Source organism: Amycolatopsis sp. VS8301801F10, assembly GCF_046195355.1.
Classification (GTDB): Bacteria; Actinomycetota; Actinomycetes; order Mycobacteriales; family Pseudonocardiaceae; genus Amycolatopsis.
Window position 1 is genome coordinate 4,706,616 of the sequence record NZ_CP176065.1, and the last position, 25,259, is coordinate 4,731,874.

The 25,259-nt window shown below is 70.8% G+C and carries 27 protein-coding genes; 9 read left to right on the plus strand and 18 right to left on the minus strand.

Features of this window, described 5'->3' with window-relative positions; genetic code table 11:
• Positions 1-263 precede the first annotated feature (263 nt).
• On the plus strand, positions 264-533 hold the full coding sequence (locus F9C11_RS22445) for a WhiB family transcriptional regulator (RefSeq protein WP_009080567.1): 270 nt from the start codon (positions 264-266) through the stop codon (positions 531-533).
• Between the two features lie 530 nt (positions 534-1,063).
• Here the strand turns inward: F9C11_RS22445 and F9C11_RS22450 are convergent.
• The gene (locus F9C11_RS22450) at positions 1,064-2,617 is read right to left on the minus strand and encodes an MDR family MFS transporter (RefSeq protein WP_409179321.1); all 1,554 of its coding nucleotides are present in this window, start codon (positions 2,615-2,617) and stop codon (positions 1,064-1,066) included.
• A gap of 37 nt (positions 2,618-2,654) precedes the next feature.
• Positions 2,655-3,263, minus strand: coding sequence for a TetR/AcrR family transcriptional regulator (locus F9C11_RS22455; RefSeq protein ID WP_409179322.1), 609 nt, complete (start codon positions 3,261-3,263; stop codon positions 2,655-2,657).
• A 99-nt stretch (positions 3,264-3,362) separates the two neighbouring features.
• On the opposite strand from F9C11_RS22455, the gene F9C11_RS22460 reads away from it, so the two are divergent.
• Positions 3,363-4,106 (plus strand): SDR family NAD(P)-dependent oxidoreductase, encoded by a 744-nt coding sequence (locus F9C11_RS22460; RefSeq protein ID WP_409179323.1) that lies wholly within the window; start codon positions 3,363-3,365, stop codon positions 4,104-4,106.
• A 158-nt stretch (positions 4,107-4,264) separates the two neighbouring features.
• On the plus strand, positions 4,265-5,491 hold the full coding sequence (locus tag F9C11_RS22465) for an LCP family protein (protein ID WP_409179324.1): 1,227 nt from the start codon (positions 4,265-4,267) through the stop codon (positions 5,489-5,491).
• Positions 5,492-5,717: 226 nt separating this feature from the next.
• Here the strand turns inward: F9C11_RS22465 and F9C11_RS22470 are convergent, their stop codons facing one another.
• Genes F9C11_RS22470 through F9C11_RS22485 form a run of 4 tightly spaced genes read right to left on the minus strand, consistent with a single transcriptional unit; the run spans position 5,718 to position 8,345 of the window.
• The gene (locus F9C11_RS22470) at positions 5,718-7,073 is read right to left on the minus strand and encodes a sensor histidine kinase (protein ID WP_409179325.1); all 1,356 of its coding nucleotides are present in this window, start codon (positions 7,071-7,073) and stop codon (positions 5,718-5,720) included.
• Positions 7,070-7,747, minus strand: a complete 678-nt coding sequence (locus F9C11_RS22475; protein ID WP_409179326.1) for a winged helix-turn-helix domain-containing protein — start codon at positions 7,745-7,747, stop codon at positions 7,070-7,072. Before F9C11_RS22475 ends, F9C11_RS22470 begins: the two co-directional genes overlap by 4 nt.
• A 50-nt stretch (positions 7,748-7,797) precedes the next feature.
• Positions 7,798-7,959 (minus strand): hypothetical protein, encoded by a 162-nt coding sequence (locus F9C11_RS22480; RefSeq protein WP_409179327.1) that lies wholly within the window; start codon positions 7,957-7,959, stop codon positions 7,798-7,800.
• A complete protein-coding gene (locus F9C11_RS22485; protein ID WP_409179328.1) occupies positions 7,956-8,345 on the minus strand; it encodes a hypothetical protein in 390 nt (129 codons plus the stop codon). The genes F9C11_RS22480 and F9C11_RS22485 overlap by 4 nt, the downstream gene beginning before the upstream one ends.
• A gap of 141 nt (positions 8,346-8,486) precedes the next feature.
• Between F9C11_RS22485 and F9C11_RS22490 the strand changes: the two genes are divergently transcribed.
• Entirely contained in the window at positions 8,487-8,858 is a 372-nt protein-coding gene (locus tag F9C11_RS22490; protein WP_409179329.1) for a winged helix-turn-helix transcriptional regulator, read from the plus strand.
• A 32-nt stretch (positions 8,859-8,890) separates the two neighbouring features.
• Here F9C11_RS22490 and F9C11_RS22495 read toward each other — a convergent pair whose 3' ends face one another.
• Positions 8,891-9,658, minus strand: coding sequence for an IclR family transcriptional regulator (locus tag F9C11_RS22495; RefSeq protein WP_409179330.1), 768 nt, complete (start codon positions 9,656-9,658; stop codon positions 8,891-8,893).
• A gap of 156 nt (positions 9,659-9,814) precedes the next feature.
• Between F9C11_RS22495 and F9C11_RS22500 the strand changes: the two genes are divergently transcribed.
• Positions 9,815-10,525 carry a CoA transferase subunit A gene (locus tag F9C11_RS22500; RefSeq protein WP_409179331.1) on the plus strand — a complete coding sequence of 237 codons (711 nt, stop codon included), beginning with the start codon at positions 9,815-9,817 and terminating at the stop codon, positions 10,523-10,525.
• Positions 10,522-11,151, plus strand: coding sequence for a CoA transferase subunit B (locus F9C11_RS22505; RefSeq protein WP_409179332.1), 630 nt, complete (start codon positions 10,522-10,524; stop codon positions 11,149-11,151). Before F9C11_RS22500 ends, F9C11_RS22505 begins: the two co-directional genes overlap by 4 nt.
• 76 nt (positions 11,152-11,227) lie before the next feature.
• Here F9C11_RS22505 and fahA read toward each other — a convergent pair whose 3' ends face one another.
• The 9 genes from fahA to F9C11_RS22550 form a co-directional block, all read right to left on the minus strand.
• The gene (fahA, locus tag F9C11_RS22510) at positions 11,228-12,397 is read right to left on the minus strand and encodes a fumarylacetoacetase (protein WP_409179333.1); all 1,170 of its coding nucleotides are present in this window, start codon (positions 12,395-12,397) and stop codon (positions 11,228-11,230) included.
• Positions 12,394-13,251: a hypothetical protein gene (locus F9C11_RS22515; protein WP_409186951.1), complete on the minus strand. Its 858-nt coding sequence runs from the start codon at positions 13,249-13,251 to the stop codon at positions 12,394-12,396. The genes fahA and F9C11_RS22515 overlap by 4 nt, the downstream gene beginning before the upstream one ends.
• Positions 13,218-14,417, minus strand: a complete 1,200-nt coding sequence (locus tag F9C11_RS22520; RefSeq protein ID WP_409179334.1) for a homogentisate 1,2-dioxygenase — start codon at positions 14,415-14,417, stop codon at positions 13,218-13,220. The genes F9C11_RS22515 and F9C11_RS22520 overlap by 34 nt, the downstream gene beginning before the upstream one ends.
• An 82-nt stretch (positions 14,418-14,499) precedes the next feature.
• Complete coding sequence (locus F9C11_RS22525) at positions 14,500-15,039, minus strand: MarR family winged helix-turn-helix transcriptional regulator (RefSeq protein WP_409179335.1); 540 nt, start codon at positions 15,037-15,039, stop codon at positions 14,500-14,502.
• Between the two features lie 43 nt (positions 15,040-15,082).
• Positions 15,083-16,408 (minus strand): MFS transporter, encoded by a 1,326-nt coding sequence (locus tag F9C11_RS22530; RefSeq protein WP_409179336.1) that lies wholly within the window; start codon positions 16,406-16,408, stop codon positions 15,083-15,085.
• A 135-nt stretch (positions 16,409-16,543) separates the two neighbouring features.
• Positions 16,544-17,950: an FAD-dependent oxidoreductase gene (locus F9C11_RS22535; RefSeq protein WP_409179337.1), complete on the minus strand. Its 1,407-nt coding sequence runs from the start codon at positions 17,948-17,950 to the stop codon at positions 16,544-16,546.
• Complete coding sequence (locus F9C11_RS22540; protein WP_409179338.1) at positions 17,947-18,741, minus strand: SDR family NAD(P)-dependent oxidoreductase; 795 nt, start codon at positions 18,739-18,741, stop codon at positions 17,947-17,949. Before F9C11_RS22540 ends, F9C11_RS22535 begins: the two co-directional genes overlap by 4 nt.
• The gene (locus F9C11_RS22545; protein WP_409179339.1) at positions 18,734-19,579 is read right to left on the minus strand and encodes an SDR family NAD(P)-dependent oxidoreductase; all 846 of its coding nucleotides are present in this window, start codon (positions 19,577-19,579) and stop codon (positions 18,734-18,736) included. The genes F9C11_RS22540 and F9C11_RS22545 overlap by 8 nt, the downstream gene beginning before the upstream one ends.
• Positions 19,580-19,663: 84 nt before the next feature.
• Positions 19,664-20,083, minus strand: a complete 420-nt coding sequence (locus F9C11_RS22550; protein ID WP_409179340.1) for a nuclear transport factor 2 family protein — start codon at positions 20,081-20,083, stop codon at positions 19,664-19,666.
• Between the two features lie 118 nt (positions 20,084-20,201).
• Here F9C11_RS22550 and F9C11_RS22555 point away from each other — a divergent pair, with 118 nt between their 5' ends.
• The gene (locus F9C11_RS22555; protein ID WP_409179341.1) at positions 20,202-20,879 is read left to right on the plus strand and encodes an IclR family transcriptional regulator; all 678 of its coding nucleotides are present in this window, start codon (positions 20,202-20,204) and stop codon (positions 20,877-20,879) included.
• Between the two features lie 240 nt (positions 20,880-21,119).
• Here F9C11_RS22555 and F9C11_RS22560 read toward each other — a convergent pair whose 3' ends face one another.
• Positions 21,120-21,770: a response regulator gene (locus F9C11_RS22560; RefSeq protein ID WP_409179342.1), complete on the minus strand. Its 651-nt coding sequence runs from the start codon at positions 21,768-21,770 to the stop codon at positions 21,120-21,122.
• Positions 21,767-22,969, minus strand: a complete 1,203-nt coding sequence (locus tag F9C11_RS22565) for a sensor histidine kinase (protein WP_409186952.1) — start codon at positions 22,967-22,969, stop codon at positions 21,767-21,769. Before F9C11_RS22565 ends, F9C11_RS22560 begins: the two co-directional genes overlap by 4 nt.
• Positions 22,970-23,147: 178 nt before the next feature.
• Between F9C11_RS22565 and F9C11_RS22570 the strand changes: the two genes are divergently transcribed.
• Both F9C11_RS22570 and F9C11_RS22575 read left to right on the plus strand, forming a co-directional pair.
• On the plus strand, positions 23,148-24,587 hold the full coding sequence (locus F9C11_RS22570) for an ArnT family glycosyltransferase (protein ID WP_409179343.1): 1,440 nt from the start codon (positions 23,148-23,150) through the stop codon (positions 24,585-24,587).
• A complete protein-coding gene (locus F9C11_RS22575; protein ID WP_409179344.1) occupies positions 24,584-25,213 on the plus strand; it encodes a GPP34 family phosphoprotein in 630 nt (209 codons plus the stop codon). The genes F9C11_RS22570 and F9C11_RS22575 overlap by 4 nt, the downstream gene beginning before the upstream one ends.
• Positions 25,214-25,259 lie beyond the last annotated feature (46 nt).

A 25,259-nucleotide genomic window follows, 5' to 3' on the forward strand; every position in this document is an offset into this window, starting at 1 on the left:
CGCGGGAGCGTGGAACGACCGGCGCGGGGGCCGTAGCACGTCCGGCGGCAACCGAGTCCGCGATGTGAGCTGAATCGAAATTCCGCGCGCCGGCGGTGATCGGTGGTAACTTGGAAAGCCGGTCGTCCGGCGGGTCCTTCGCGGCCCGGGGCGGTTCGGCCGAAAAGCCCACCGAACATCCTCCGAAGGCATGGTGCGCCCGTGCGCGCGGAGAACTCGGTTGACCACGGTTCGACACTGAGGACAGGAGGTGAAAAGCAACAATGGAACTCACGGCCACCAGCTGGCTCGCCCGCGCGGCGTGCCAGGACGAGGACCCGGAACTGTTCTTCCCGATTTCCGACATGGGTCCGGGGGCGCAGCAGGTCGCGAAGGCCAAGGCGGTCTGCGCGCGCTGCCCGGTCCGCGCGGAATGCCTTTCCTATGCTCTCGACAACGGTCTCGGCAACGGGATCTTCGGGGGAACCACCGAGCTGGAGCGCCGGAAGCTGGTTCGATCCGGCTCCGCCGCCGCACGGCATCGAGTCGCCTGACCGCGAGCCGGTGACCATTTCCCGGCGGCGAAGGCGCTAGCAGTTTCCCCCACCACGACCGGCACGAGCCCGGAACTCGGTGGTTGCGCCCGGGCGGCGATCGCACACCGCGATCGCCGCCCGGGCGTTTTTTATTCTTCGAACGTTTCGGCGAGTCGCTGCGGCGCCAATGCCGCGGTTTCGGACGCTGCCATCGCGGTGACCAGTCCGTTTCGGACGGTGAGGACGCGGCCCGCGCGAAAGCGCGATAAACCGATTCGCCCGGTCCGCGCAGTTATCCGGCGAGCGCGGATCGAGTCCGATTGCGACTGTCGAACCACGGCTAGCGCCCGCACTTCCGCAGCAGCCCCGTTTCGGCCGCGGTCGTACTGTCCGATGCGGTTCGGCAGTGTCCTTTGCGGACCGATCGAGCACGTCGCGCAGCCGCAGCGGGAGCACCTGGACGGCGGCGAGGAACGCCAGTTCGGCGGTTTCCCGTTCGACGACCGCGGTGCCGCGGTCGTCGAACGGGAAACCGGGGCGACGGCAGCTCAGGCGGCCTCGTCGGCCAGCCGTTCCAGCCCGCTCTTCGTCTTGAGCGGCAGGTGCTTCAGGAACGCCACCGCGACCACCACGAGCAGCGCGATCGGCGCGCTGATCAGGAACAGGTCGCTCGTCGCGATGCCGTAGGCGTCCCGGATCACCGCCACGACCGGCGCGGGCAGCTGCGCCAGGTCAGGCACCTTCCCGCCGCCGGAACCGCCCGCCGCGGCCGGGCCGAGGCCTTCGGCGACGAGCGTGCCGACCCGGCTGGCCAGCACCGCGCCGAGCGCGCTCACCCCGATCGACCCGCCGAGGCTGCGGAAGAACGACAGCGTCGAGGTCGCCGCGCCGAGGTCGGCGGCGGGCACGTCGTTCTGCGTCACCAGCACCAGGTTCTGGTTGAGCATGCCCACGCCGACGCCGAGCACCAGCATGAACAGGCTCAGCTCCGCCACCGAGGTGTGCGCGTCGATCAGCCCGAGCAGGCCGAGGCCCGCCGTCATCAGCACCGCGCCGAGCAGCAGGAACGGCTTCCACCGGCCGGTGCGGCTGATCAGCTGGCCGGACACGGTGGACGAGACCAGCAGGCCGAAGATCATCGGCAGGCTCATCAACCCGGCCACCGTCGGCGATTTGCCGAGTGCCAGCTGGAAATACTGCGACAGGAACACGGTGCCGCCGAACATCGCGACGCCGACCAGGAAGCTCGCGACGGTGGCGAGCGTGACCGTGCGGTTGCGGAACAGCGCCAGCGGCACGACCGGCTCGCGCACCTTCGACTCGACCCACACCGCGAGCACCAGCACGAGCACGCCGGCGGGCACGAGCACCGCGGTCTGCCAGGAACCCCAGGCGAAGGTCGAGCCGGCCAGCGACGACCACACCAGCAGCGTCGAAACGCCGAGCATGATCAGGAACGCGCCGAGGTAGTCGACATGCACCTCACGGCGCAGCGTCGGCAGGTCCAAAGTGCGCTGCAGCAACAGGATCGCGGCGAGCGCGAACGGCACGCCGAGGAAGAAGCACCAGCGCCAGCCGAGCCACGAGGTGTCCACGAGGACGCCGCCGATCAGCGGCCCGGCCACGGTGCCGACGGCGAAGACCGCGCCGAAGACGCCGGAGAACTTGCCCAGTTCGCGCGGCGAAACGATGGCCGCCATGATCACCTGGGCGAGCGCGGTGAGCCCGCCGCCGCCGATCCCCTGGGCGATCCGGCTGAGGATCAGCACGTCGATGTTCTGCGCGAGACCGGCCACCAGCGAGCCGACCACGAACAGCCCGAGCGAGAGCTGGATCAGCAGTTTCTTGTTGTACAGATCGGAAAGCTTGCCCCAGAGCGGGACAGTCGCGGTCATCGCGAGCAGTTCGGTGGTGACGACCCAGGTGTAGGACGACTGGCTGCCGCCCAGCTCGGACACGATCCGCGGCAGGGCGTTCGCGACCACAGTGGACGCGAGGATGGCGACGAAAATGCCCATCATCAGGCCGGACATCGCCTGCAGCACTTGCCGGTGGCTCATCGCCGGGGACGGCGCGGGCGACGCCGCGGTGGACAGGGACATGACAGTCCTTTCCGGACTCGGGAAGACTCGGGGGAGTTCAGCGGGGGTCGGGCAGGCCGGCGGCAGCGGCCGCGGCGGCCTCGTCGAAAATCTCGAGCAGCGGCTGGGCCCCGTTCCGGGCGGCCCACCTGCTGAGCGAGGTGTTGAGCACTCCGCCCGCCACCGCCAGCAGCAGCGACGGGAACAGGTCCTTCTCCGCGTCGGTGCCGGAACGCCGGGCGATGGCGGCGATCATCGGACCGCGAGAGCCGGAGTTGAGCGTCGTCGCGCGGATGAGCAGCGACGGATCGCCGTGGATGATGCGCAGCCGGGTCAGCCACTCGTCGCGGTCCCGCTCGATGTCGGCGAGGTCTTCCCGGACGGTCGCGATGAACGCGGGAAAGGCCCCGACGCCTTCCGGCTGCGCGAGGAACCGGGCGATCGTCTGCTCGGCCCGCTCCGCGTGATCGGCGTACGCGAGCAGCACAGCGTCTTCTTTGACGGCGAAGTAGTTGAAGAACGTCCGCGCGGACACGCCCGCTTCGGCGGCGATGTCGTCGACAGTCACCTGGTCCAGACCACGCTCGTCGATCAGCCGGAGCGCGGCGAGAGCGATGGTGCGGTGGGTTTCGAGCTTCTTGCGCTCGCGCAGGCCGGGAGGGGGCACTGAGTCAGGGTAGCGAGATATTGCAGAGTCTGCAAAGTTGCAGTTTGTGAATCAGGGCACTCGGGCCGCCCAGAGATCGGACTGGCAGACTCACCCCTCGTGAGCGGAACGGTGCTGGTACTAGGCGGACGCAGCGAAATCGGGATGGCGGTGGCCGTCCGGCTGGCGCGGGGCGGGGCACGGCGGTTCGTGCTCGCCGCGAGGCCGGGCGCGGATTTGAGCGAGCAGACGGCCGCCTTGCGCGAGGCGGGCGCGGAGACCGTCGTGACCGAGGATTTCGACGCCGACGACCTCTCCGCGCACCGTCCGCTGCTCGATCGCGTCCTCCAAGAGCACGGTCCGCTCGAGACGGTGGTGCTGGCGTTCGGCATCCTCGGCGACCAGGCCCGTGCGGAGACCGACGCCGCGCACGCCACCGCGATCGTGCACACCGATTACGTCGCTCAGGTGTCGGTGCTCACTCACACGGCGGAACTGTTGCGCGCGCAGGGGTCTGGAAACGTGGTCGTCTTCTCGTCGGTCGCCGGGATCCGCGTGCGGCGCGCGAACTACGTGTACGGCTCGGCGAAAGCGGGGCTCGACGGCTTCGCCTCGGGACTGTCCGACGCGCTGCACGGCACCGGCGTGCACCTTCTGCTCGTGCGTCCGGGCTTCGTGATCGGCCGGATGACCGAAGGAATGTCGCCGGCGCCGTTCTCCAGCACCGCCGACCAGGTCGCGGACGCGACTGTGGCCGCGTTGCGCCGGCGCCGGGAAGTGGTGTGGGTGCCGGGCGTGTTGCGCTTGGTGTTCGCGGCGATGCGGTTCGTGCCGCGCGCGGTGTGGCGGCGGATGCCGCGCTGAACTCCCTGTGCCCGAAGGGATACCGGCTGTCGCGGCGCGCTCGGCCGAACGGGCAGCATCACATCTTCGCGACAGGTTTCTCAGGCTATTCCCAGCTAACGCGGTGATCCTCGGACGCGGGGGTCGAAATCCGTCCCCGGGGAAGCGAGGAACCGGCCGTGCTGATCACGTCCCGGGGCCGCCGGATCGGCGGCCGTGCGGTGCTGGGGGTGGTGTCCACCCTGGTGCTGGGCGCCACCGGATTCGCGTGGTCGCAACTGCACCGGCTGGACACGAGTCTCGTCACCGCGGACGTCATCGCGCCCTCCGCGCGGGTTCCGGACACCCCGGCCGGGGAGCCGCTCACGGTCGCGCAGAACATCTTGCTGGTGGGCCTCGATTCGCGCACCAAGCCGGACGGGACGCCGTTGCCGCAGAACGTGCTCGACGCGCTGCACGCGGGCGGGGGCGACGACGGCGGCAATACCACCGACACGATGATCGTCGTGCACGTCCCGGCAGGCGGGGCGGCCGCCACCGCGATTTCCATTCCGCGTGATTCCTATGTGGACATTCCGGGTTACGGCAAGCACAAGATCAATTCCGCGTACAGCCGGGCGCGGGCCGATCAACGGGGAAAGCTTGCGCAGCAAGGAATGAGCGGCCCGGCGCTGGAGGTGGCCGCGGACGAGGCGGGGGCGAGGTCGGCGATCGCCGCGGTGCAGAAGCTCACCGGGCTCACCATCAACCACTACGCCGCGGTCAATCTCGCCGGGTTCGCCGCGCTGAGCCAGGCGGTCGGCGGAGTGCAGGTGTGTCTCAAAGCGCCGGTGCACGATCCCTTCTCCGGCGCGGATTTCCCCGCCGGACCGCAGACCGTCTCCGGTACGCAGGCGCTCGCCTTCGTCCGCCAGCGGCACGGCCTGCCGGGCGGCGACCTGGACCGGATCGCGCGGCAGCAGGCGTTCATGTCGGCGATGGCGAAGACTGTCCTGGGCTCCGGCACCCTCGCCGATCCCGCGCGGCTTTCGTCCCTGGTGGACGCTTTGGAAGGTTCGGTCACCCTCGACCAGGGCTGGGACCTGCTGAGCTTCGCCCAGCGCCTGCACGGCCTCAGCTCGGGCGCGATCGCGTTCGGCACGATCCCGGTGCAGAGCCTCTCGCTGGCCACCCCGTCCGACGGCGACGCGGTGAAGGTGGATCCGGCTCAGGTGCGGCAATTCGTGCAGACGCAGATCAGCTCGCCGGACGTCGCGGCCTCCGGAGAAACCCCGGATCCGAGCACGGCCCGCCAGCCCGCGAACGCCGGCGCGGTGCGGCCCATCGCGGAGACGACGACGCCGACTCCTCCCGCGGGAACCCCGGCACAGCCGAAGCTGACGACGGCGAGTGGTTGCGTGAACTGAGCTGGTGTGCGGGAAGGTGGTGCGGCCGGTCGCCAGGACCACGCCGCGGGGACCCCAGCACAGCCGAAGCTGACGGCGAGCGGGTGGTTGCGTGAACTGAGCTGGTGTGCGGGAGCGCGCTGCGGCCGAGCGCCAGGACCAGGCCGCGGGGTCCCCGACGCAGCCGAAGCTGACGGCGAGCGGGTGCGTGAATTGACCCGCTGACGACCTCCAACTGAGCCCTCGCTTAGTCGGCCATCGGCAGGGTGATCGTGAACGCCGCTCCGCCTTCCGGCGCGGGCCCAGCCGTCAGCGTCCCGCCCATCCGCGTCACCAGCCCGTGCGCCAGCGCCAGCCCGATGCCGGACCCGACCGGGCGGCTGTCGCGGTACCGCGCGTTGAGCACCCCGCGTTCAAACGCCACCGGGTAGTCCTCCGGCGCCAGCCCCGGCCCGCCGTCCCGGACCGACAGGTGTGCGTGCCCGTCCGCGACCGTCAGCGCGAACACCATCGGCGCACCCGCGGGCGTGACGCGCAAAGCGTTCTCCGCCAGGCCGTCCACGACCTGGTGCAGCCGTCGCGCGTCGGCGATGACCAGGGCGGTTCCCGGGGGAGACTGCACCGCGAGCGGGACGTCCGCGCGGGCGCAGCGCAGCTGCCACACCTCCGCGCAGTCCCGGACCAGCGCGACGAGGTTGAGCGGGCCCAGGTCGAGCTGGAATTCGTCGGCGCCGAGACGGGCGAGTTCCAGCAGGTCGGACACCAGCCGTTCCAGGCGTTGCGCCTCGCGGTGGATCGTTTCCCCGGCGCGGCGCGCGTCCGGGCCCTCGGCGACCCCGTCGGCGATCGCCTCCGCGAAACCGGTCACCGCGGTCAGCGGGGTGCGAAGTTCGTGCGACACCGACAGCAAGAATTCGCGTTGCCGGGCTTCGCTGCGGGCCAGCGCGTCGGCGAGTTCGTTCAGCGAACCCGCGACTTGCGCGACCTCGGCGGGACCCTCGACCGGCACCCGGACGTCGCGTCGACCGGCCCGGAGGCTGCCCGCGGCGGCGGCCGCACGGCGAAGCGGGCGGCCGAGCCAACGCCCGGAGACGTAACCGGCGACGGCGGCGACGAGCAGGCCGATGCCCAGCGCCAGCAGGATGTTGCGCAGCAACGCATGTTGCGTCGCTTCGGCGCTGCGCACCGGCTGCACGAGCGCGAACGCGGCTTGCGGTCCGACCGGCCGCACTTCCACGAGGTAGTCGACCCCGCCGATCGCGACCCGCGCCGAACGGTCCTTTCCGGACTCGAGCCCGGCCCGTTCCGCCGCGCGCACCGCGGTCGCCGGTCCGGAATTCTGGCCGCTGACCCGGTGCACGACGACCTCGATGCCCTGCCCCCGCACGACCGCGGCCGCCTTGCCGAGCGCGAGCCGGTTGCCGATGCCGGTGTCGTCGAGCTGCCCGGCGATGACGTCGGCCTGGTCCCGCAACGACTGCTGCAGCACCGAATCCGCGGTGGTGCGGACCAATCTGGACGCGACCAGCCCGGCCACGAGCACCGCGATTCCGGCGACCGCCAGGCACACCACGGTGATCCGGAGCGCGAGCGTGCCTTTCATCCGTCCGCCGCGTAGCCGATGCCGCGCACTGTCCGAATCGGACTGTCGTCGCCGAGTTTTGCCCGCAGCTGCGCGACATGCACGTCCACCGTGCGGGTCCCGGCCGCGGCGGCATAGCCCCAGACCGCGCTGAGCAGTTGATCCCGCGAAAGCACCTGGCCGGGGTGCCGCAAAAGGTAGGCGAGCAGATCGAATTCGGTGGAGGTCAGCGCGACTTCAGCCTCGCCTGCCCAGACGCGGCGGCCGGGGACATCGACGCGCACGCCGCCGCAAGCCAGCGTCGTGGCCGGACTGCCGGACGCGCGACGCAACACCGTCCGTACCCGGGCGGCGAGTTCGCGGGGGCTGAACGGTTTGGTGAGGTAGTCGTCCGCGCCGATTTCCAGCCCCAGCAAGCGATCCAGCTCATCGTCGCGGGCCGTCACGAACAGCACTGGCGTCCAGTCGCCCGCCGCGCGCAGCGCTCGGCAGATCTCGATGCCGTCCATTCCGGACAGTCCGATGTCGAGCACCACGGCGACCGGCCGCACCCGGCGGATCGCCGCGAGCGCCTGCGCCCCGTCCGGCTCGACCTTGACCCCGAACCCGTCGCGCCGAAGGTACAGCGCGGCGAGTTCGGCGATCGCGGTCTCGTCCTCCACGACCAGGACGAGACCGCGGCCAGCTGACCCCATGCGGGCTCCCGTTCCTCCGGCCGACTGCGTCGGGGGAAACGGTACGCGCGTCACCGCTGCCCGTCGCCCGCCATCTCGGACTGGATCGAGTCCAGCGTGGACTGGATGCTGCTCAAATCGCCGTCCGGCGACGGCGCGGAACCGTTGTCGCACGCCACGCAGCCGAGCCCGACGACGGCAGCCGCGGCGGCGAGCACGAGCAGCCGCTTCACTTGGGCGCCTGGCAGTGCGCCGCGGTGAACGCGTCGAGCTGCTTCGTCGCGTCCGCCAGCTCGCCGAGCCGGCTCTGCCGCTTGTCCGCCCGCTTCTGCAGCCGGTCGGCCTGTGCGGCGTGACCCTTGGTGCGGGCGTCGTTCGCGCGCGCCTTGAGATTCGCGACCGAGCCGGAAACCTCCGGTCCGCCGTTGATCCGGTTGGTCAGGTTCTGGGCCTGTTTGCGCAGTTTCGGCACCCAGGCGGTGCACATCTGCTGCACCTCCTGCGGGCTCAGCGTGACCGGAGCCGGCGCCTGCGTGTCGGCGCTGGCGATCGGCGCGGCCACGAGCAGTCCGGCCGCGATCCCGCAGCCCGCCAGTGCCAGCCGCTTCGTTCCTCGCATCGTTGTCGTCCTCCCGGGTCGATGGTCTGCCGACCACCGTCGCGCGCGGGTGTACGAGGGGTGTGGGACAAGTGTTCGGGTTCGGTAAAGCTTGCCGACCCGGGGGAGTGTTACTCTCTAGCGGAGAGTGAGGAGGCCGCCGTGCTCGGAAACCCGTACGACCGCGACTGCCCGACGCGCCAGCTGCTCGACCGCATCGGCGACCAGTGGACGGTGCTGATCGTCGGCGCGCTGACCGACGGCCCGCTGCGCTTCACCGAGATCGGCAAGCGCGTCGACGGCATCTCGCAGAAGGTCCTGACGCAGACCCTGCGCAGCCTGGTCCGCGACGGCATCCTCGTCCGCACGGCGTACCCGGTGATCCCGCCGAAAGTCGAATACGAACTGACCCAGCTGGGCCGCAACCTCGCCGAACCGCTGGAACTGCTGGACCGGTGGGCCCGCCAGAACATGGACCAGGTGACGGCGGCGCGAGCGGCCTACGACGCGGAGAACGCCGCTACCGCCTCGTGAGCGGCGATCGCGGTTCTAACCGTGATCAGCACTCACGAGGGCTGCCGCAGCACGTTCGTCAGGGCATGCGCCTCCTTGAGCAGCAACGCCCCCAGCTCCGCCCGCCGCTCCTCCCGGAACCGCGACTCCACCCCGGTCAGCGTCAACGCCCAGGCCGGTTCCCCAGCCGGGTCGAACACCGCCGCCGCCATTCCCCAGCTTCCCTCGACCACCAGCCCGGGATTGGTCGCATACCCGTCCTCTCGCGTCCGCGCGATCCGGGCGCGCACGTCCTCCGCCCGGTGCGCCGGGCCCCATTCGGCCGTCAGGTCCACTGTGGACAGGTACTCCTCGACCTCCCGGTCCGGCAGCATCGACAGCACCACCAGCCCCGCCGACACCACGCCCAGCGGGAAGCGCGCGCCCTCGTACAGCACGAACGACCGGATCGGGAAGTCGCCGTCCTCGCGCAGCAGGCAGACCGTCTCGTTGCCGCGGCGGGCGGAGAAGAACGCGCTCTCCCCGGTGGCCGCGGCCAGCCGGTGGACGCTCGCGCGCGCCTGCTGGGTCACGTCGTAGCGCGGGGCGGCCGCCTCGCCCAGCAGGTACAGCTCCGGGCCCAGGTACCAGCGGCCGGTTTGCCGGTCGCGGTCGACGTAGCCCTCGGCGGCCAGCGACGCGAGCAGCCGGTGCACCGTCGGCCGGGCGAGGCCGCACTGGCGCGCCAGCTGAGAGGTCGACGCTCCGTCGCGGTGGGTGGACAATGCGCGCAGGACCGCGGACACCCGTCCGACGACGTGGTCTGGAGGCGAGGTGGGCACGGATCGAGGGTACGTCCGCTCAGCGGACGCATCGGGCGCGGGTGTTCGGTGCGCGAGAGCTTTGCCGGGGATCCCGGCGTGTCGGTTGACCCGTTTCCCCTGCGCTGGGTTGTATGCGGGGACTGACCACTCACCGAACGAAGTGGAGAGGATGCCGTGCCGACGAAGTACCGCAGCGCCGCGGAGGCCCTCGACGGGCTGCTCGAGGACGGGCTGACGATCGCGGTCGGGGGCTTCGGCCTCACCGGGAACCCGAACGACCTCATCGAGGCGGTCCGGGACTCCGGCGTGCGCGATCTGACGATCGTCTCGAACAACATGGGAGTCGACGGGGCCGGGCTCGGCATCCTGCTCGAGAACCGGCAGGTGCGCCGGGTGATCGCGTCGTACGTGGGCGAGAACAAGCTGTTCGCGCAGCAGTACCTCGACGGGACCGTCGAGGTCGAGTTCACCCCGCAGGGCACGCTCGCCGAGCGGATGCGGGCGGGCGGCGCGGGCATCCCGGCGTTCTACACCAAGTCCGGCGTCGGCACGCCGATCGCCGAGGGCAAGCCGCACGCCGAGTTCGACGGCGTCACCTACGTGCAGGAGCGCGGGATCGTCGCCGACCTTTCGCTGGTGCACGCCTACGTCGCGGACCCGGCCGGGAACCTGGTCTACCGGTACGCCTCGCGGAACTTCAACCCGCTCGTCGCCACCTGCGGCAAGGTGACCATCGCCGAGGCCGAGCAGATCTCGGACGACTACCTCGACCCGGAGCGGATCATCACGCCGGGCATTTACGTCCAGCGGCTGATTCAGGCGGCCGAGCGGGAAAAGCAGATCGAAAAGCGGACTGTCCGCGTGCGCGAGGAGGCGTCGGCGTGAGCTGGAGTCGGGAGGAAATGGCCAAGATCGGGGCTCGCGAGCTCCGGGACGGCGATTACGTGAACCTCGGGATCGGGATTCCCACCCAGGTGGCGAACCACATTCCGGACGGGGTGCAGGTGACGCTGCACAGCGAGAACGGGATTCTCGGGCTGGGGCCGTTTCCCTGGGAGGGCGAGGAAGACCCGGACCTGGTGAACGCCGGGAAGCAGACGGTCACTTTGCAGCCCGGGGCCAGTTTGTTCGATTCCGCGGAGTCGTTCGCGATGATTCGCGGCGGGCACATCGATCTGGCGCTGCTCGGGGCGTTGCAGGTGGGGGCCAACGGGGATCTGGCGAACTGGACTGTTCCCGGCGCGCTGGTCAAGGGAATGGGCGGGGCGATGGATTTGGTCGCCGGGGCTCGCCGGGTGGTGATCATCACCGATCACACCGCGAAGGACGGGACGCCCAAGATCGTCGAGAAGTGCACTCTGCCGCTGACCGGGGCCGGAGTGGTGAATCGGATCATCACCAATTTGGCCGTGCTGGATGTGACGGACGACGGGCTGAAGCTGGTCGAGCTCGCGCCTGGGGTTTCCCTTGACGAGGTGCGGGAGAAGACGGGGGCTCCGGTCGCGGAGTAAGCGGCGGCGGGTCGTGAGCGGCAATCCCGGTTCTAACCGGGATTGCCGCTCACGAGGCCTCGGCTGGGCGGTGGGGCTACTGCGCGGGGAGGATGCGGCCCCGGACCTCGCCGAAGCCCAGTTTCGCGCCGCTGCTCGCGGTGGCCTCGCCGGTGATGACGACCTCGTCCCCGTCCTGGAGGAAGGTCCGGGATTCGCCGTTGACGGTCACCGGGTCCCGGCCGCCCCAGGAGAGTTCCAGGAACGAGCCGCGTTCCGCCGGGTCCGCTCCGGAGATCGTGCCCGAACCGTAGAGGTCGCCGGTGCGGGCGGAGGCGCCGTTGACGGTCAGGTGCGCCAGCATCTGCGCGGGCGACCAGTACATCTCCCGGTACGGCGGACGGGCCACCTCCTGGCCGTTCCACTCCACCGCGAGCGTGATGTCCAGGCCCCACGGCGACGTTTCCCGCAGGTAGGGCAGCGGTTCCGGCGACGTCTGGCCGGGCAGCGGCACCCGGGCCTCGGCCAGCGCCAGGATCGGGACCACCCACGGCGAGATCGACGTCGCGAAGCTCTTGCCCAGGTTCGGGCCCAGCGGCACGTACTCCCAGGCCTGGATGTCGCGGGCGGACCAGTCGTTCAGCAGGACCGCGCCGAAAACGTGGCGCGGGAAGTCGTCCGGCGGGATCGGCGTGTGGGGCGGAGTGCCCGCGCCGACGACGAAGCCCAGCTCCGCCTCGATGTCCAGGCGGGTGCTCGGGCCGAAGACCGGGCCGTCCTCGCCCTTGCGCTGGCCGCTCGGGCGGACCACGTCGGTGCCGGACACGTAGACCGTGCCGGAGCGGCCGTGGTAGCCGACCGGGAGGTGTTTCCAGTTGGGCAGCAACGGTTCCGCGTCCGGACGGAACAACCGGCCGACGTTCGACGCGTGGTGTTCCGAGGCGTAGAAGTCCACGTAGTCGGCGACTTCGATGGGCAGGTGCAGCTGAACGTCGGAGACCGCGTGCACCGCTTCGGCGGGCACCTCGCCGGTCACCAGCGACTGCAGCCGCGTGCGGACCTCGACCCAGCGGTCGTAACCCTGCGCCATGAAGGCGTTCAGCGTCGGCTCGGCGAACACCGCGTCGCCGAGCGCGATCGACAGGTCCAGCACGTGCTCGCCCACGCGCACGCCCACCCGGGGGCTGCCGCCTCCTGCCGAGAAGACGCCGTACGGCAGGTTTTCGACGCCGAACGGGGAGCCGGCGGGAATGTCGAGCACGGTCATGCGGTGGCTCCGATCAGGCCTAGGTCTGTCAGTTCGGTGAGCGGGTCGGTGATGCTGCAGGTCCCGAACGAGGTGAACTGGGCGCGGGCCGCGGCCAGGCGTTCCGGGGCCAGGGCGCGAATGCGGTCGGCGACGGACTGGGCATCGCGTTCCGCAAGCAGCGCAACGACTTCCTCGTCCCCGGCGCCGCGGTCGACCGCCTCGGCGGCGAGCAAGAGATTGAGGAAGCCGTGCTGTTCGAAGCCCGTGTGGGGGTCGGTGTTGCGGATCGCGTGGTGCAGGCCCGCGGTTGCCTTGAACGGCACGCCCGCTTCGGCGGCGGCGCGGATCGCGGCGGCGAGTTCGGCTTCGTCCGGGTAGTACTCGGCCGAGGTGCCGCCGGTGCGGAACTTCGCCTTGTACGGAGTGCCGGAAAGCGCTTGCAGCAACGGGATCCGGCGTTCGTCGCGCGGGATCTCCACGGCGACCGGGACCGGGCAACCGTCCACTGCGGACAGGAACTCGGCGACGCCCATTCCTTGCGGCACCGCGATTTCCAGCGATTCGACCGACACCGGCAGTCCGTCGACGGCCTTGAGCACGCCGGCGATCCCGTCCGGCCCGGCGGGCAGCGTCACGGTGAGCGGCAGGGCGGTTTCCCGGCCCGCGACGACCTCGGCCAGTTCGGCCAGCCCGGAGGCCGCGACGACCAGCGGGCCGACCATCGCGGCGTACTCGGCGGAGGCGTGCCGGTCGTGCGCGGCGACGGCGTCCGGCAGCGGGGCGAGGCCGGGCGGGAAGACCGCCGCGTCGTCCAGCAGGCCCCGGGTCAATGCGTCGGTCACGACTGCGGTCCCCGTCCTGCCCAGGTCCAGGCGTAGCCGGGGTCGTCGCTCGCGTGGCCGCCCTCGCCGATCTCCAGCGGGCGGAACGTGTCGACCATGACCGCCAGCTCGTCGAAGAACTCCGCGCCGATCGAGCGTTCCACCGCGCCCGGCTGCGGGCCGTGGCTGTGCCCGCCGGGGTGCAGGCTGATCGAGCCCTGGCCGATGCCGGAGCCCTTGCGCGCCTCGTAGTTCCCGCCGCAGTAGAACATCACCTCGTCGGAGTCCACATTGGAGTGGTAGTACGGCACCGGGATGGAGAGCGGGTGGTAGTCGACCTTGCGCGGCACGAAATTGCAGATGACGAAGTTGTTGCCCTCGAAGACCTGGTGCACGGGCGGCGGCTGGTGCACGCGGCCGGTGATGGGCTCGAAGTCGGAGATGTTGAACGTGTACGGGTAGAGGCAGCCGTCCCAGCCCACCACGTCGAACGGGTGCGTCGGGTACACGTAACGCGTGCCGACGACGCCGCGCGAGCCGCGGTGCTTCACCAGGACCTCGACGTCGGTGCCTTCGACGAGCAGCGGTTCGGCCGGGCCGTGCAGGTCGCGTTCGCAGTAGGGCGCGTGCTCCAGCAACTGGCCGTACCGCGACAGGTAGCGCTTCGGCGGCGCGATGTGCGAGTTCGCCTCGATCACGTAGGCGCGCAACGGTTCCGTGCCCTTCGGCACCCAGCGGTGCGTGGTGGCGCGGGGGAGGATCACGTAGTCGCCGGTGCGGGCGGGCAGCGCGCCGAAGACCGTCTCCACGACCGCTTCGCCGGACTCGACGTACACGCATTCGTCGCCGATCGCGTTGCGGTACAACGGAGAAGCCTCGCCGGCGGCGACGTAGGAAATGCGCACGTCGCCGTTGCCGAGCACGAGCCGGCGGTTGTTGACGACGTCCGCGCTCTTCCACTCCTGGCCGGGGAACAGCGTGTGCAGCTTGAGGTGCAGCGGCTTGAGCGGCCGGTTCTCGGTGAGCGTCTGGTCCGGCAGCTCCCACGGCGTCGCGTCCACGATCGCCGACGGGATGCCGCGGTGGTAGAGCAGCGACGAGTCGGAGGAGAAGCCCTCTTCGCCCATCAGCTCCTCGGAATAGAGCCCGCCTTCGGGCGTGCGGTGCTGGGTGTGCCGCTTAGGCGGGATGCTGCCCGCGCTGCGGTAGTAGGCCATGGGTCGCCTCCTCGGCGCGAAGTAATCAAAGTATGTACTACTTTCCGGCCAGCGTAGTCCACGAGCTGGCCGGGGGAAAGGGTCAGCGCCGGGTCGCGAACCCGGCCCGGCCGGAGATGAGCTTGTCCAGCAGCAGCACCAGCACGCGCTGTTCGGCCTCGGTGAGCACCTCGACCCACCCGGCCTCGCGTTCGTTCTGCGCCTCGAACACCTCGAGCATCTCGGCGTGCCCGGCCTCGGTGAGCGAAAGCCGCACCGAACGGCCGTCCGTCTCGCCCGGCGTCCGCGTCAGCAACCCCTCGCTGACCAGGGTTTTCGCCAGATTCGACACGGCCGCCCGGCTCATCCCGGCCAGCCGCGCGGCGGCGGACGGCTCGAGCGGCCCGGCCAGCCACACCACGAACAGCACCCGGAACGCCGACCACGACCGCCCGCGCGGCCGGTGCACGGCGGATTCGAGGTCGTAGGTGACCAGGTTCGACGCCCGGTTCAGCGTCAGCAGCACCTCGGTCGCGAGCTGGTGACGGAACCCGAATTCCTCGGACAGCCTGCGGTTGGCCAGCGCGATGAACGACCAGAAGTCGAGCGAGTCCGGGTCCGGCGGCGCGGCGGGGTCCTGCATGGACAGCACTGTAGCCGCGCCGCCGGGATAATCAAACTCGAAACTACTTCTTCCCGCGGGCGCCGGCGTCGCGCGGCACCTTCAGGAACGCCAGCATCGCCGCGGCGACGACCAGGCAGCCGATCGGGAAGTACAGTCCGATCGTCACGTCGCTTTCGGTGGCCGCGAGCCCGATCGCGTACGGCCCGAAGAACCCGCCGAGCGCGGCGATCGAGTTGATCGCGGCCAGGCCGACCGCCGTGTGCTCCTTCGACAGCACCCGCGCGGCCATCGCCCAGTACGGCGCGAGGTAGCCGAGCACGCCGATCGCCGCCAGCGAGAGGCTGATCAGCGACAGCGCCGGCACGGTCTTGAACTGCATCGCGCCGAAGAACCCGAGCGCCGCGACCAGCACGGTGCCGATCACGTGGCCCTTGCGCTCGCCGGTGCGGTCGGAGTTGCGGGCGAGCAGCAGCATGCCGGCCGCGCCGACCACGTACGGGATCGCGCCGAGCAGGCCGATGTTGGTGGAGGAGTACTTCGGGTCGAGCTGCTTCACGATCAGCGGCAGGAAGAACGTCAGCCCGTACAGGCCGCAGGCGATGAAGAGGTTGGAAATCGCCAGCAGCAGCACCTTGCCGTCGCGCACCGCGCGCAGCTGGCCGAGGAAGGTTTCCTTCTCCTCGGGCACGTACTCGCGGTCGATCTCGGCCTGCAGCCAGGAGCTTTCCTCGGCGGTCAGGAACTTCGCGTCGGCGGGCTTGTTCGGCAGGTAGAAGAAGGTGAGCAGGCCGATCAGCACGGCGGGCGCGCCCTGCAGGATGAACACCCACTGCCAGCTGCTCATGCCGAACCAGTGCACGTGGTCGAGGATCCAGCCGCCGAACAGGCTGCCGGCGATCAGCGCGATGGGCTGCGCGAGCGCGAGCGTCGCGATGGCCCGGCCGCGTTCCTTGCCGCGGAACCAGAAGGTCAAGTACAGCAGCAGCCCGGGGAACAGGCCCGCCTCGGCGATGCCGAGCAGGATCCGCGCGATCATCAGATGCGTCACGCTCGCGACGAACCCGGTCAGCACGGTCACGATGCCCCAGCTGACCGCGATCCGGCTGAGCCATAGCCGGGCCCCGACCTTCTTCATGATCATGTTGCTGGGGACCTCGAACACCACGTAGGCGAGGAAGAAGATCGCCGACGCGACGCCGAACGTCGCGGCCGTGATGGTGAGTTCCTTGGCCATGCCGAGCTGGGCGTAGCCGATGTTCGCCCGGTCCATGTAGTTGAAGATGTAGAGCAGCAGGACGATCGGCATGACGCGGACGCCGACCTTGCGCACGGTGCGTCTGGCCAGCGGGGAGTCCGCCGTGGTGGCGGCTGCGGCGGGGACGGACATGGGGTTCTCCTCGACGGTGAGCAGTACTGTGGTGATCGTTGCCGGTCCGGCCACAGCCGCGGCCTAATGGCTTTGCGGCAAATGTTGCGTCCCGAGGGGCGGCCTTCTTGTGGCTGGATTGGCAAGTCGGTCGGATCAGGCAGCGGCGGAACGGCCGGCGATGCGGCCCATGGTGACGGCGTTGGCGACCGCGTTGCCGCCGCCGACGTAGCGGAAGCCGAGCACTCCGGCCCCGGCCTCGCCGGCGGCGAACAGCCCGGGCACGCGTTCGCCGCGGACGTCCAGCACCGCCGCGCCGGAATCGATCTCCAGCCCGGCGTGCGTGCAGACCAGTTCGGCGGGCAGCGTGCGGGCGGCGAAAAACGGTCCGGTGGCGATTTTCGCGGGCGGTTCGGTCGCGCCCTTGGCGGAGAGCGTTTCGTGCCGCAGGAACTCCGGGTCCTCGCCGGCGGGGAGCTGGGCGTTCCATCTGTCCACAGTGGCCTGGAGGGCGGCGGCGGGCACGTTCATCTTGCCCGCCAGCTCCTCCAGGGTGCCGGCCCGGAGGGTGCGGCCGGCGTCCGCTTCGGACAGTACGTGGTCGGCATTCCAATGCGCATAGCCCGGCGGAAGGTCGCGGCGCGCTCGGTCGTCGAAGACCATCCACACTGGACCGTCCTGCGCGGAGATGATGCCGCTGGACACCGCGTAGGAGGCGTCCTCGTCCATGAACCGGCGGCCGTGCGCGTTCACCAGCACGCGCGAGCGCGGCGGGAAACCGGACTGCCAGTGGTGCAGGCGCTGGAAGTACGCGGTCGGCAGCAGCAATCCCCAGCCCTCGCCGGTGATCGACGCGGACACCTGCTCGCCGAACGCGAAGTGGTCGCCCCGGGAGCCGGGCGCGGCGACGACGAACAGATCCTCGCCCGCCGCGTCCGCGTCCGGGTAGTACCGCGAGCGCAGTGCCGGGTCCTGGGCGAACCCGCCGCTGGTCACGATCACCGAGTTCGCGCGGACCTCGATGCCGTCCGCGACCACGCCGGCGACCCGGCCGTCCTCCACGAGCAGCCGTTCGACGCGGGTGTTCAGCACCGCTTCGGCCCCGGCTTTGCGACGCGCGCGGTCGAGTACCTGGACGAGGCCGTAACCCTGGTCCTTCGGCACGTGCCCGCGCCAGACGTCCTCGACGCCCGCGCGGGTCAGGCCCGGCGTGTGCGCGTCGTGCGACACCTTCGCCGGGATTTCCGCGCCGAGCCCGATCAGCCATTCGACGGCGGGCCCGGCCTCGCGGCAGAAAGTCTTGAGCAGACCGGGTTTCAGCCGCCACTGGTTGAGGTCGAGGTAGTGCTGGAAGAATCGCTCCGGCGTGTCCTCGATGCCCAGTTCGCGCTGGACGCTCGTGCCGGCCGCGGTGAGCATGCCCGCGGACAGCTGGGTCGAGCCGCCGAGTTCCTTCTCCGACTCGAACAGCAGCACCGAGGCGCCGTGCTCGGCCGCGGACACCGCCGCGGCCAGGCCCGCGCCGCCCCCGCCGATCACCACGACGTCCGTGTCGACGCTCATCCGAGATCACCTCCGGTTTCGGCGAGAATGCGATGGTAGAGACCGTTCGAGACGAGACCGCCGTCCACCGTGACCTCGCTCCCGGTCAGATACGTGGACCGGTCCGACAACAGGAACAGCACCGTGTCGGTGATTTCCTTCGGGTCGGCCATCCGTCCGGCGGGCACACTGTCCACAGCGGACTTGACGAACGCGTCCGCTCCGGCCAGCAGCCCGGTGTCGACCAGTCCGGGATGGACGGAGTTGACCCGGATCCGCCACTTCGCGAAATTGCCCGCGGCGGACTTCGACAATCCGGTCAGCCCCCATTTGCTCGCCGAGTAGGCGGGGGAGAAGTAGCCGATCTGGCCGGAGATCGACGAGATGTTCACGATCGAACCGCCGCCCGAATCGCGCATCAGCGGCGCGGCCGCGCGCATTCCGTGGAACGGCCCGGACAGATTCACCGCGAGCACCCGGTCCCAGACCTCGGCGGTGGTGTCCTGGAATTCCAGCCGCCGCGAGATCCCGGCGTTGTTCACGAGCCCGCCGAGCGAACCGTGCTCGGCGCGGATCCGGTCGAGCACGCGAGTCCACTGTGCTGGTTCGACGACGTCCAAGGGGTACGGGGTCGCCGCCCCGCCCGCCGCGCGGATCTCGTCCGCGATTTCGTCCGCCCCGGCGAAATCCGCGACGCAGACGTGCACGCCGCGTTCGCCGAGCGCGCGGGCGTGCTGCGCGCCCATCCCGTTCGCCGCGCCCGTCACGAGCACGACGTCCGGGTAGCGCACGGCTTCGGTGGCGTCAGACATGCCGGGAGCCGCCGTCGACCGCGAGGCTGTGCCCGGTCACGTACCGCGAGCTGTCCGAAAGCAGGAACAGCAGCACGCCGCACACCTCTTCCGGCGAGCCGATCCGGTGCAGCGGCACCGCGTCGAGCGCCTTCGCCAGCGCGGGCGCGTCGTCCTGGATCCAGCGCGTCATCTCGGTGTCGATGTAGCCCGGCGCGATGGCGTTGACCCGGATGCCCTGGTCGCCGAGCTCCACCGCGAGCGATTCGGTGAGGTGCGCGACCGCGGCCTTCGAACTGCAGTACGCCGCGCGGCCCTTGCGCACGCGGACCGCGGACACCGACGCCATGTTGACGATCGCGCTGCCCGGTTCCATCCGCGCGGCCGCGGCCTGCGCGCCGAACAGCACGCCCTCGACGTTCACCGCAAGCGTCGAGCGGATCTGCTCCGGGGTGATGTCCGGGACCTCGGCGTAGGGGAAGATCCCGGCGTTGTTGACCCAGAAGTCGATGCGGCCGAACTCGTCGACCACGCGCTGGGCGAGCGCGACGTGGTCCTGCGCGCGGGTGACGTCCAAAGCGGACGCGACGATCCGGCCTGGTTTGTCCTCGATGGACTCGGCGGCCAGCGCGGCGGTCAGCTCGTCGGCGGTGGCGGTCATCGCGGCGGCGTCGAGGTCGCCGCCCACCACGTGCACCCCGCGGGTGGCGAGAGCGGCCGCGAACCGCGCGCCCATGCCGCGCGCCGCGCCGGTGACCACGGCGACCTTGCCCGGCATCTCCGGGTACCGCGCGGTCGCGGGCTGGTGCAGCACCCGGCCGGGGCCGGAGGGGGTGAGAGGGGGAAGGGGGGTGGGCATGGGGCTCCTCGTGAAGGTGGGGGGCGGGTTGGGTGTCGTGAGTGTTTATGCCGGTTAGAACCGGGATAAACACTCACGACGTGGTCAGGGCTCGCGGTGCACGGTGCGGCGGCGCACGCGCCAGCCTTCCGCGGTGCGCACGAGTTCGTCGTCCAGCACGGTGAGCCGGTGCAGCCGCGGGGAACCGCCTTCCGGCGTCCCGACGATCTGCAGATAAGCCAGCGCTCGCAAGGCATCCTCGGACTGTCCGGTTTGGACTTCCACTGTGGACACCACGTGCCGCAGCCGTTCGCCGGACTCGACGCATCCGGCGTGGAACCGCTCGGCGAACGCGGTCAGCGCGGCGGCGCCCACGGCGGGTTCCGGATAGCTGGGCGAGACGAACTCCCCGTCCGCGGTGAACGTGGCGGCCCAGCGCGCGGCCTGCCCGGAGTCGATGGCGTGGCTCTGGCGGCCGTAGAGCTGATGCACCGCCAGCACGTCCTCGACGGGGACTTCGCCCATGTCCTCAACCTCGATCCGCAGGGGAGTTGCCGGGAGCGGCAAACGTGCTATATTCGCACGCACCGTGCGATATGAAGGAACAGTAGGTCGCCGGACAAGCTGTCGTCAAGGGAGTCGTGTGTCCGAATCGGGGACGTCGAAGACGCTGAGCCACGGGCTTCAGGTGCTGGAGCTGCTGGTGGAGCATCCGCAGGGGCTCACGATGACCGAGATCGCCGAGGGGATCGGCGTGCACCGCACGGTCGCGCACCGGCTGGTGCGCACGCTGGAGGCGCACCACCTCTGCCGCCGCGACCGGTTCAAGCGGATCTCGCTCGGCGCCGGTCTCGTGCGCCTGGCCGAGCCGGTGGAACAGGACCTGCGCACGCTCGCGCGCCCGGTGCTGGAGGAGCTTTCGGACGCCGGCCGCGCGTCGGCGCACCTGGTGGTCCGCGAAAACGCCGAGCAGGTGCGGATGCTGATGATCGTGGAACCGCGCCAGGCCCGGATGCACGTGTCGTTCCGCAGCGGCCAGCTGGACCCGATCGGCCGCGGATCGGCCGGGCTCGCGCTGCTCGCGGCGGAACCGCCGGTGGAAGGCGAACGCGAGGAGATCACCCGCGCCCGGGCCCGCGGCTACGCGGTGTCGGTGGGGGAGATCGCGCCGGGAATCACCGGGATCTCCGCGGTGGTGCCGACCGGTCGCGACACCCCGGGCACGAGCATCGGGCTGTCGCTGTTCGAGGCCCCGGACCCGGACGAACTGGGCCGCTTGGTGGTGGCGTCAGCGCAGCGGCTGGGCTCGTTGCTGAAATGACCTGACGGCCGACGAGCCCGTCTCCGGTTCGTGCCGGGCAGCGATGTCCGCTTGCGACCGCGCGACCCATCGGCGCGCGGCAACCCGGTGTGCCCGTCCGAGCTGGGCCGGTTGGCGACCCAACGGCCGACGAACCCGGCCTCTTCGTGCAGCCGGGCAGCGATGCCCGCTTGCGACCGCGCGACCAAGCGGCGGACGGCGGCAACCCGGTGTGCCCGTCCGAGCTCGGCCGGTTGCGGCCTAACGGCCCACGAGCCCCGCCTCGTGCGCCAGCAGCCCGGCCTGCGTCCGGTTGGTGCAGTCGAGCTTCACCAGCATCCGCGACACGTAGCTCTTCACCGTCGCCTCCGCCAGGTGCAGCCGCCCGGCGATGTCCGCATTGGACAGTCCCTCGCCCAGGCACGCCAGCACTTCCCGCTCCCGTTCGGTCAACCCGGCGGTCCGGCGGCGGGCTTCGTCGTCGCGGCGCTGGCCGTCCGCCGACAAGGCGACCAACCGTCGCGCGGCCGACGGCGACAGCACGGTGTGCCCGTCCGCCGCCACGCGCACGAGGCCGATCAGGTCCTCCGGCGGCGTCGACTTCACCAGGAACCCGGCCGCGCCCGCGCGGAGGGCGCGGATGACGTAGGTGTCCGCGTCGAACGTCGTCAGCGCGACGACCGCGGGCGGTTCCGGCAGCGCGCAGATCCGCTCGATCGCGGCCAGCCCGTCCACGCCGGGCATCCGCAGGTCCATCAGCACCACCGCGGGCCGGTGCCGGACTACTTCCTCGACCGCCTCCGCGCCGTCCCGCGCCTGCGCGACTACCTCGATGTCGCCGGCCGAGCCGAGGATCGTGCGCAGGTGCGCGCACACCATCGGCTCGTCGTCGGCCACCACGACCGTGATCACCGGGCAGCACCTTCCGTGGTCGGGACGTAGGCGGGCAGTATGGCACCGATCTTGAACCCGCCGCCGGGCAGCGGCCCCGCCTCGAAGGTCCCGCCGACGAGTTCGACCCGCTGGCGCAGCCCGCTCAGCCCCGCGCCGGAGCCGGTGCCCGCGAGCGCCGCGTCCGGCGGCCGCGTCGCGGGAGTGTTGGCGACCGCCACGTCCAGTCCTCCCGGGTGATAGCGCAGCGAAACCGTCGCCGAGCAGCCCGGCGCGTGCTTGCGGATGTTGGTCAGCGCCTCCTGCACCACGCGGTACGCGGTGCGCGCGACGGTCGGCGACACCGACGTCCGGTCGCCGGTCACGGAAAGCTCGGTCGCGATCCCGACCGCCACCGATTCGGCGACCAGGTCCGCCACCTCGCCCGGCAGCGGCGGATTCGGCACCGGCGGCTCGATCCCGGTGCCGTTGCGCAGCACCCCGACGAGGTCGCGCAGCTCGTCCAGCGCGTGCGCCCCCTCGCGCCGGATGTCCTCGGCGGCCGATTTCACCGCCGGGTCCGGCGACGTCACGCCGAGCGCGCCCGCGTGCAGCACCATCAGGCTCAACCGGTGCGTGACGACGTCGTGCATCTCGCTCGCCAGCCGCCGCCGCTCGGCCGCCAGCGCCTGTTCGGCGAGCAGATGCTGCTCGCGTTCCGCCCGTTCGGCCCGGTCGCGCAGCGAGCTCAGCAACTGCCGCCGCGCCTCGAAATACAGCGCGATCGCCACCGGCAGCGCGGTGCTCAGCAAGCCGAACGGCGTCGTGTTCCAGGCCGGATTCCACGGTCGCGTCGCCAGCAGCGCGAGGAATCCGGCGATCCACAGCACCCGGCGCCGGTCCAGCTGCCGGACGAGCTGCGCCAGCACGATCGGCGTGATCGTGGGGACGGTCATCAGCGTCGGCTGGCTGGTCGGCACGAGCAGGCCGGGGGAGAAGAGGTCGGACGCCAGCATCGCCAGCGAGGCCGCGATCAGCAGACCGGCCACGCCGTTCGGGAAGCGCGCCAGGAGAAGCAGGGACGCGTCGCAGACGACTTCGAGCACGAGCGTCGCGTACGGCCCGAGGAAACCGGTGGTGGGCCCCGAGGCGAGGAAAAGCCCGAAGTCGAGACAGGCGAACACCAGCGCGGTGCCGCCCAGCCAGAGCCAGTCGGTCGACCGCGGCCACGGACGGCGCATGCTGGTCACCCGGCCACGGTATCCGGTCGTTCGCCCGGCCGCGCCCGATCCGCACCGCCCGGGCGGGGCGGCTGCCGCCGAAAGTTGCGGATGCGCTGGAATTGATCCACTTTCGTCGCTGCGAGTCGCTACCGAGCACGCTTACGCCGCACCCGCCCGGCGCGGTGGACTCGGCGCCATGACGAGCGAAGGAATCCCGCGGTTCGCCCGGCTGCCGGTGCTGGCGGTCGCGGCGGCCGCCGTCGCGCTGCTGGCGGCGACGAGCACCCGGTACGCGCACGGATTCGACGAGCTGTACTTCCTCGTGGCCGGTCGAGATCATCTGACCTGGGGGTATTTCGACCAGCCGCCGCTCGTCCCGCTGCTGGCCGGCACGCTCGACCAGTGGTTCCCCGGTTCGCTGTTCGCGCTGCGGCTGCCGATGGCGCTGGCGGCCGGAGCCGGGGTGGTCGTGACCGCGCTGACCGCCCGCGAACTCGGCGGCGGTCGCGGGGCGCAGGTGATGGCGGCCGGGGCGTATGCGACTTCAGGGCTGATCATCATCAGCCACTGGGTCGCCACGTACGCGCTGGACCCGTTCTTCTGGACGCTCGTGGTGTTCCTGCTCGTGCGCTGGACCCGGACCCGGCGCGACGGCCTGCTCGTCTGGGCCGGAGTGGTCACCGCGGTGTCATTGCAGACGAAATTCCTGATCCCCGCGCTGTGGGCGGCGGTGCTGGGGTCCGCGCTCGTCCTCGGACCGCGTCAGCTGGTGTCCCGGCCGAAATTGTGGCTGGGCGCGCTGATCGCCGTCGTGGCCACGCTGCCGACGCTGTTCTGGCAAGCCGCGCACGGCTGGGCCTACGCGCGGATGAGCGAGGTCGTCGCGGCCGAATTCCCCGGCTACCTCGCCTTCGCGCGCGACGGTCTGCTCGGCGCGGGAATGGGCATCGGCGTGCTGGCGCTGCTGTACGGGATGTGGCGGCTGTTCCGTTCTCCGGACTTGGCGCCGTACCGGTACCTCGCGGTGGCGCTGCTGCTGGTCGTGGCAGTGATCGTCGGGACGCACGGCCGCTCGTACTATTTGATGAGCCTGTATTCGCTGCCGTTCGCCGCCGCCGCGACAGAGCTTTCCCGGCGGAATCTGGTGCGGTGGTGGAAAATCCCGGCGGGAATCGCGTTCGCGCTTTCGGCCGCGGTCACCATTGCCGGGCTTCCGGTGTGGCCCGCGTCGATGAAAGCCACCTCGTTCGGCCCGTTTCCACTCGGCACGGTGTTCGCGGCCGGGGAGACCGCGCAGCAGCAGCTGGCGGACGGCGTCGGGCAGGCGTATCGGTCGCTGCCCGAGGGAGTGCGCCGGGAAACCGCGGTATACGGGGAAATCTACCCGTTCGCCGCGGCCGTGGAATACTACGGGCCGCGGTACGGGATCGACGATGTCTACAGTGGACACCGAGGATACTGGTACTTCGACCGGCCGCCGGATTCCGCGAGGAACGTGCTTTTCGCGGGCTTCGACCCGGCGTTGCTGCGCCCGTACTTCTCCTCGGTGACTGAAGTGGTGCCCGGACTGATGTGGCTGTACACCGGGCGGAAGCAATCCTGGGAAACGATCTGGCCCGAGGTGAAGAAACAATGAGCGATTCCTTGCCCGCGCGAGCCTACTTCCTCGCCTGCGACCCCGGCGGCGGCCCGGTCTCCCGCCGTTCCCGCGCGGCCCTGCTGGTCCGCGCCGCGGCGATGACCGACCTGGTGCTGCGCGGCAATCTGCGCGACCAGCGCGGCCAAGCCGAACCGACCGGCGCGGAACCGACCGGCGACCTCCTGCTCGACGATCTGCTCGCCGACCTCCGCGCGCACAAGCCGGCCTCGTGGCGAGCGCTGCTGCGCCGCGGAAAGAACGACACGCTGCAGTCGCTGGAAACGCAACTCTCCGCGGCGGGTCTGCTCGAAGAGGGCAGCAGTTCTTTCTTGCATCGCAAGGTTTTGGCGCCTTCGGACCCGGCGCGAGTCCGCGACGCGCACGCCCGGCTCGATCACGCCCTGGCCGCCCCGCTGTCCGAAGTGGACGCCTCGACCGCCGCGCTGGCCACCCTGGCCGCGGCGTCTGGAGCCGGGATGTCCCGCTCGGACGCGCGCCGGCACAGCGACCGGCTGAAGGAACTGGAGAAGCTCGCCGGACCAGTGGTTCCCGCGCTGCGCAAGGCCGTGGCGGGACGGCGCGCGGCACGGATCGCGGCGTTCTCCGGCGGTTCCGGAGGCTGAGCCGCCGGCCAGCCGAGGGGGCTGGCCGACGGTTCGGCCGCGGCCG

Excerpts from the sequence above, each read along its gene's own strand:
- F9C11_RS22445 (WP_009080567.1), top strand. The coding sequence starts at position 264 with ATGGAACTCACGGCCACCAGCTGGCTCGCCCGCGCGGCGTGCCAGGAC.
- F9C11_RS22450 (WP_409179321.1), bottom strand. The coding sequence starts at position 2,617 with ATGTCCCTGTCCACCGCGGCGTCGCCCGCGCCGTCCCCGGCGATGAGC.
- F9C11_RS22470 (WP_409179325.1), bottom strand. The coding sequence starts at position 7,073 with ATGAAAGGCACGCTCGCGCTCCGGATCACCGTGGTGTGCCTGGCGGTC.
- F9C11_RS22475 (WP_409179326.1), bottom strand. The coding sequence starts at position 7,747 with ATGGGGTCAGCTGGCCGCGGTCTCGTCCTGGTCGTGGAGGACGAGACC.
- F9C11_RS22485 (WP_409179328.1), bottom strand. The coding sequence starts at position 8,345 with ATGCGAGGAACGAAGCGGCTGGCACTGGCGGGCTGCGGGATCGCGGCC.
- fahA (WP_409179333.1), bottom strand. The coding sequence starts at position 12,397 with ATGACCGTGCTCGACATTCCCGCCGGCTCCCCGTTCGGCGTCGAAAAC.
- F9C11_RS22520 (WP_409179334.1), bottom strand. The coding sequence starts at position 14,417 with ATGGCCTACTACCGCAGCGCGGGCAGCATCCCGCCTAAGCGGCACACC.
- F9C11_RS22525 (WP_409179335.1), bottom strand. The coding sequence starts at position 15,039 with ATGCAGGACCCCGCCGCGCCGCCGGACCCGGACTCGCTCGACTTCTGG.
- F9C11_RS22530 (WP_409179336.1), bottom strand. The coding sequence starts at position 16,408 with ATGTCCGTCCCCGCCGCAGCCGCCACCACGGCGGACTCCCCGCTGGCC.
- F9C11_RS22535 (WP_409179337.1), bottom strand. The coding sequence starts at position 17,950 with ATGAGCGTCGACACGGACGTCGTGGTGATCGGCGGGGGCGGCGCGGGC.
- F9C11_RS22540 (WP_409179338.1), bottom strand. The coding sequence starts at position 18,741 with ATGTCTGACGCCACCGAAGCCGTGCGCTACCCGGACGTCGTGCTCGTG.
- F9C11_RS22545 (WP_409179339.1), bottom strand. The coding sequence starts at position 19,579 with ATGCCCACCCCCCTTCCCCCTCTCACCCCCTCCGGCCCCGGCCGGGTG.
- F9C11_RS22550 (WP_409179340.1), bottom strand. The coding sequence starts at position 20,083 with ATGGGCGAAGTCCCCGTCGAGGACGTGCTGGCGGTGCATCAGCTCTAC.
- F9C11_RS22565 (WP_409186952.1), bottom strand. The coding sequence starts at position 22,969 with ATGCGCCGTCCGTGGCCGCGGTCGACCGACTGGCTCTGGCTGGGCGGC.
- F9C11_RS22570 (WP_409179343.1), top strand. The coding sequence starts at position 23,148 with ATGACGAGCGAAGGAATCCCGCGGTTCGCCCGGCTGCCGGTGCTGGCG.
- F9C11_RS22575 (WP_409179344.1), top strand. The coding sequence starts at position 24,584 with ATGAGCGATTCCTTGCCCGCGCGAGCCTACTTCCTCGCCTGCGACCCC.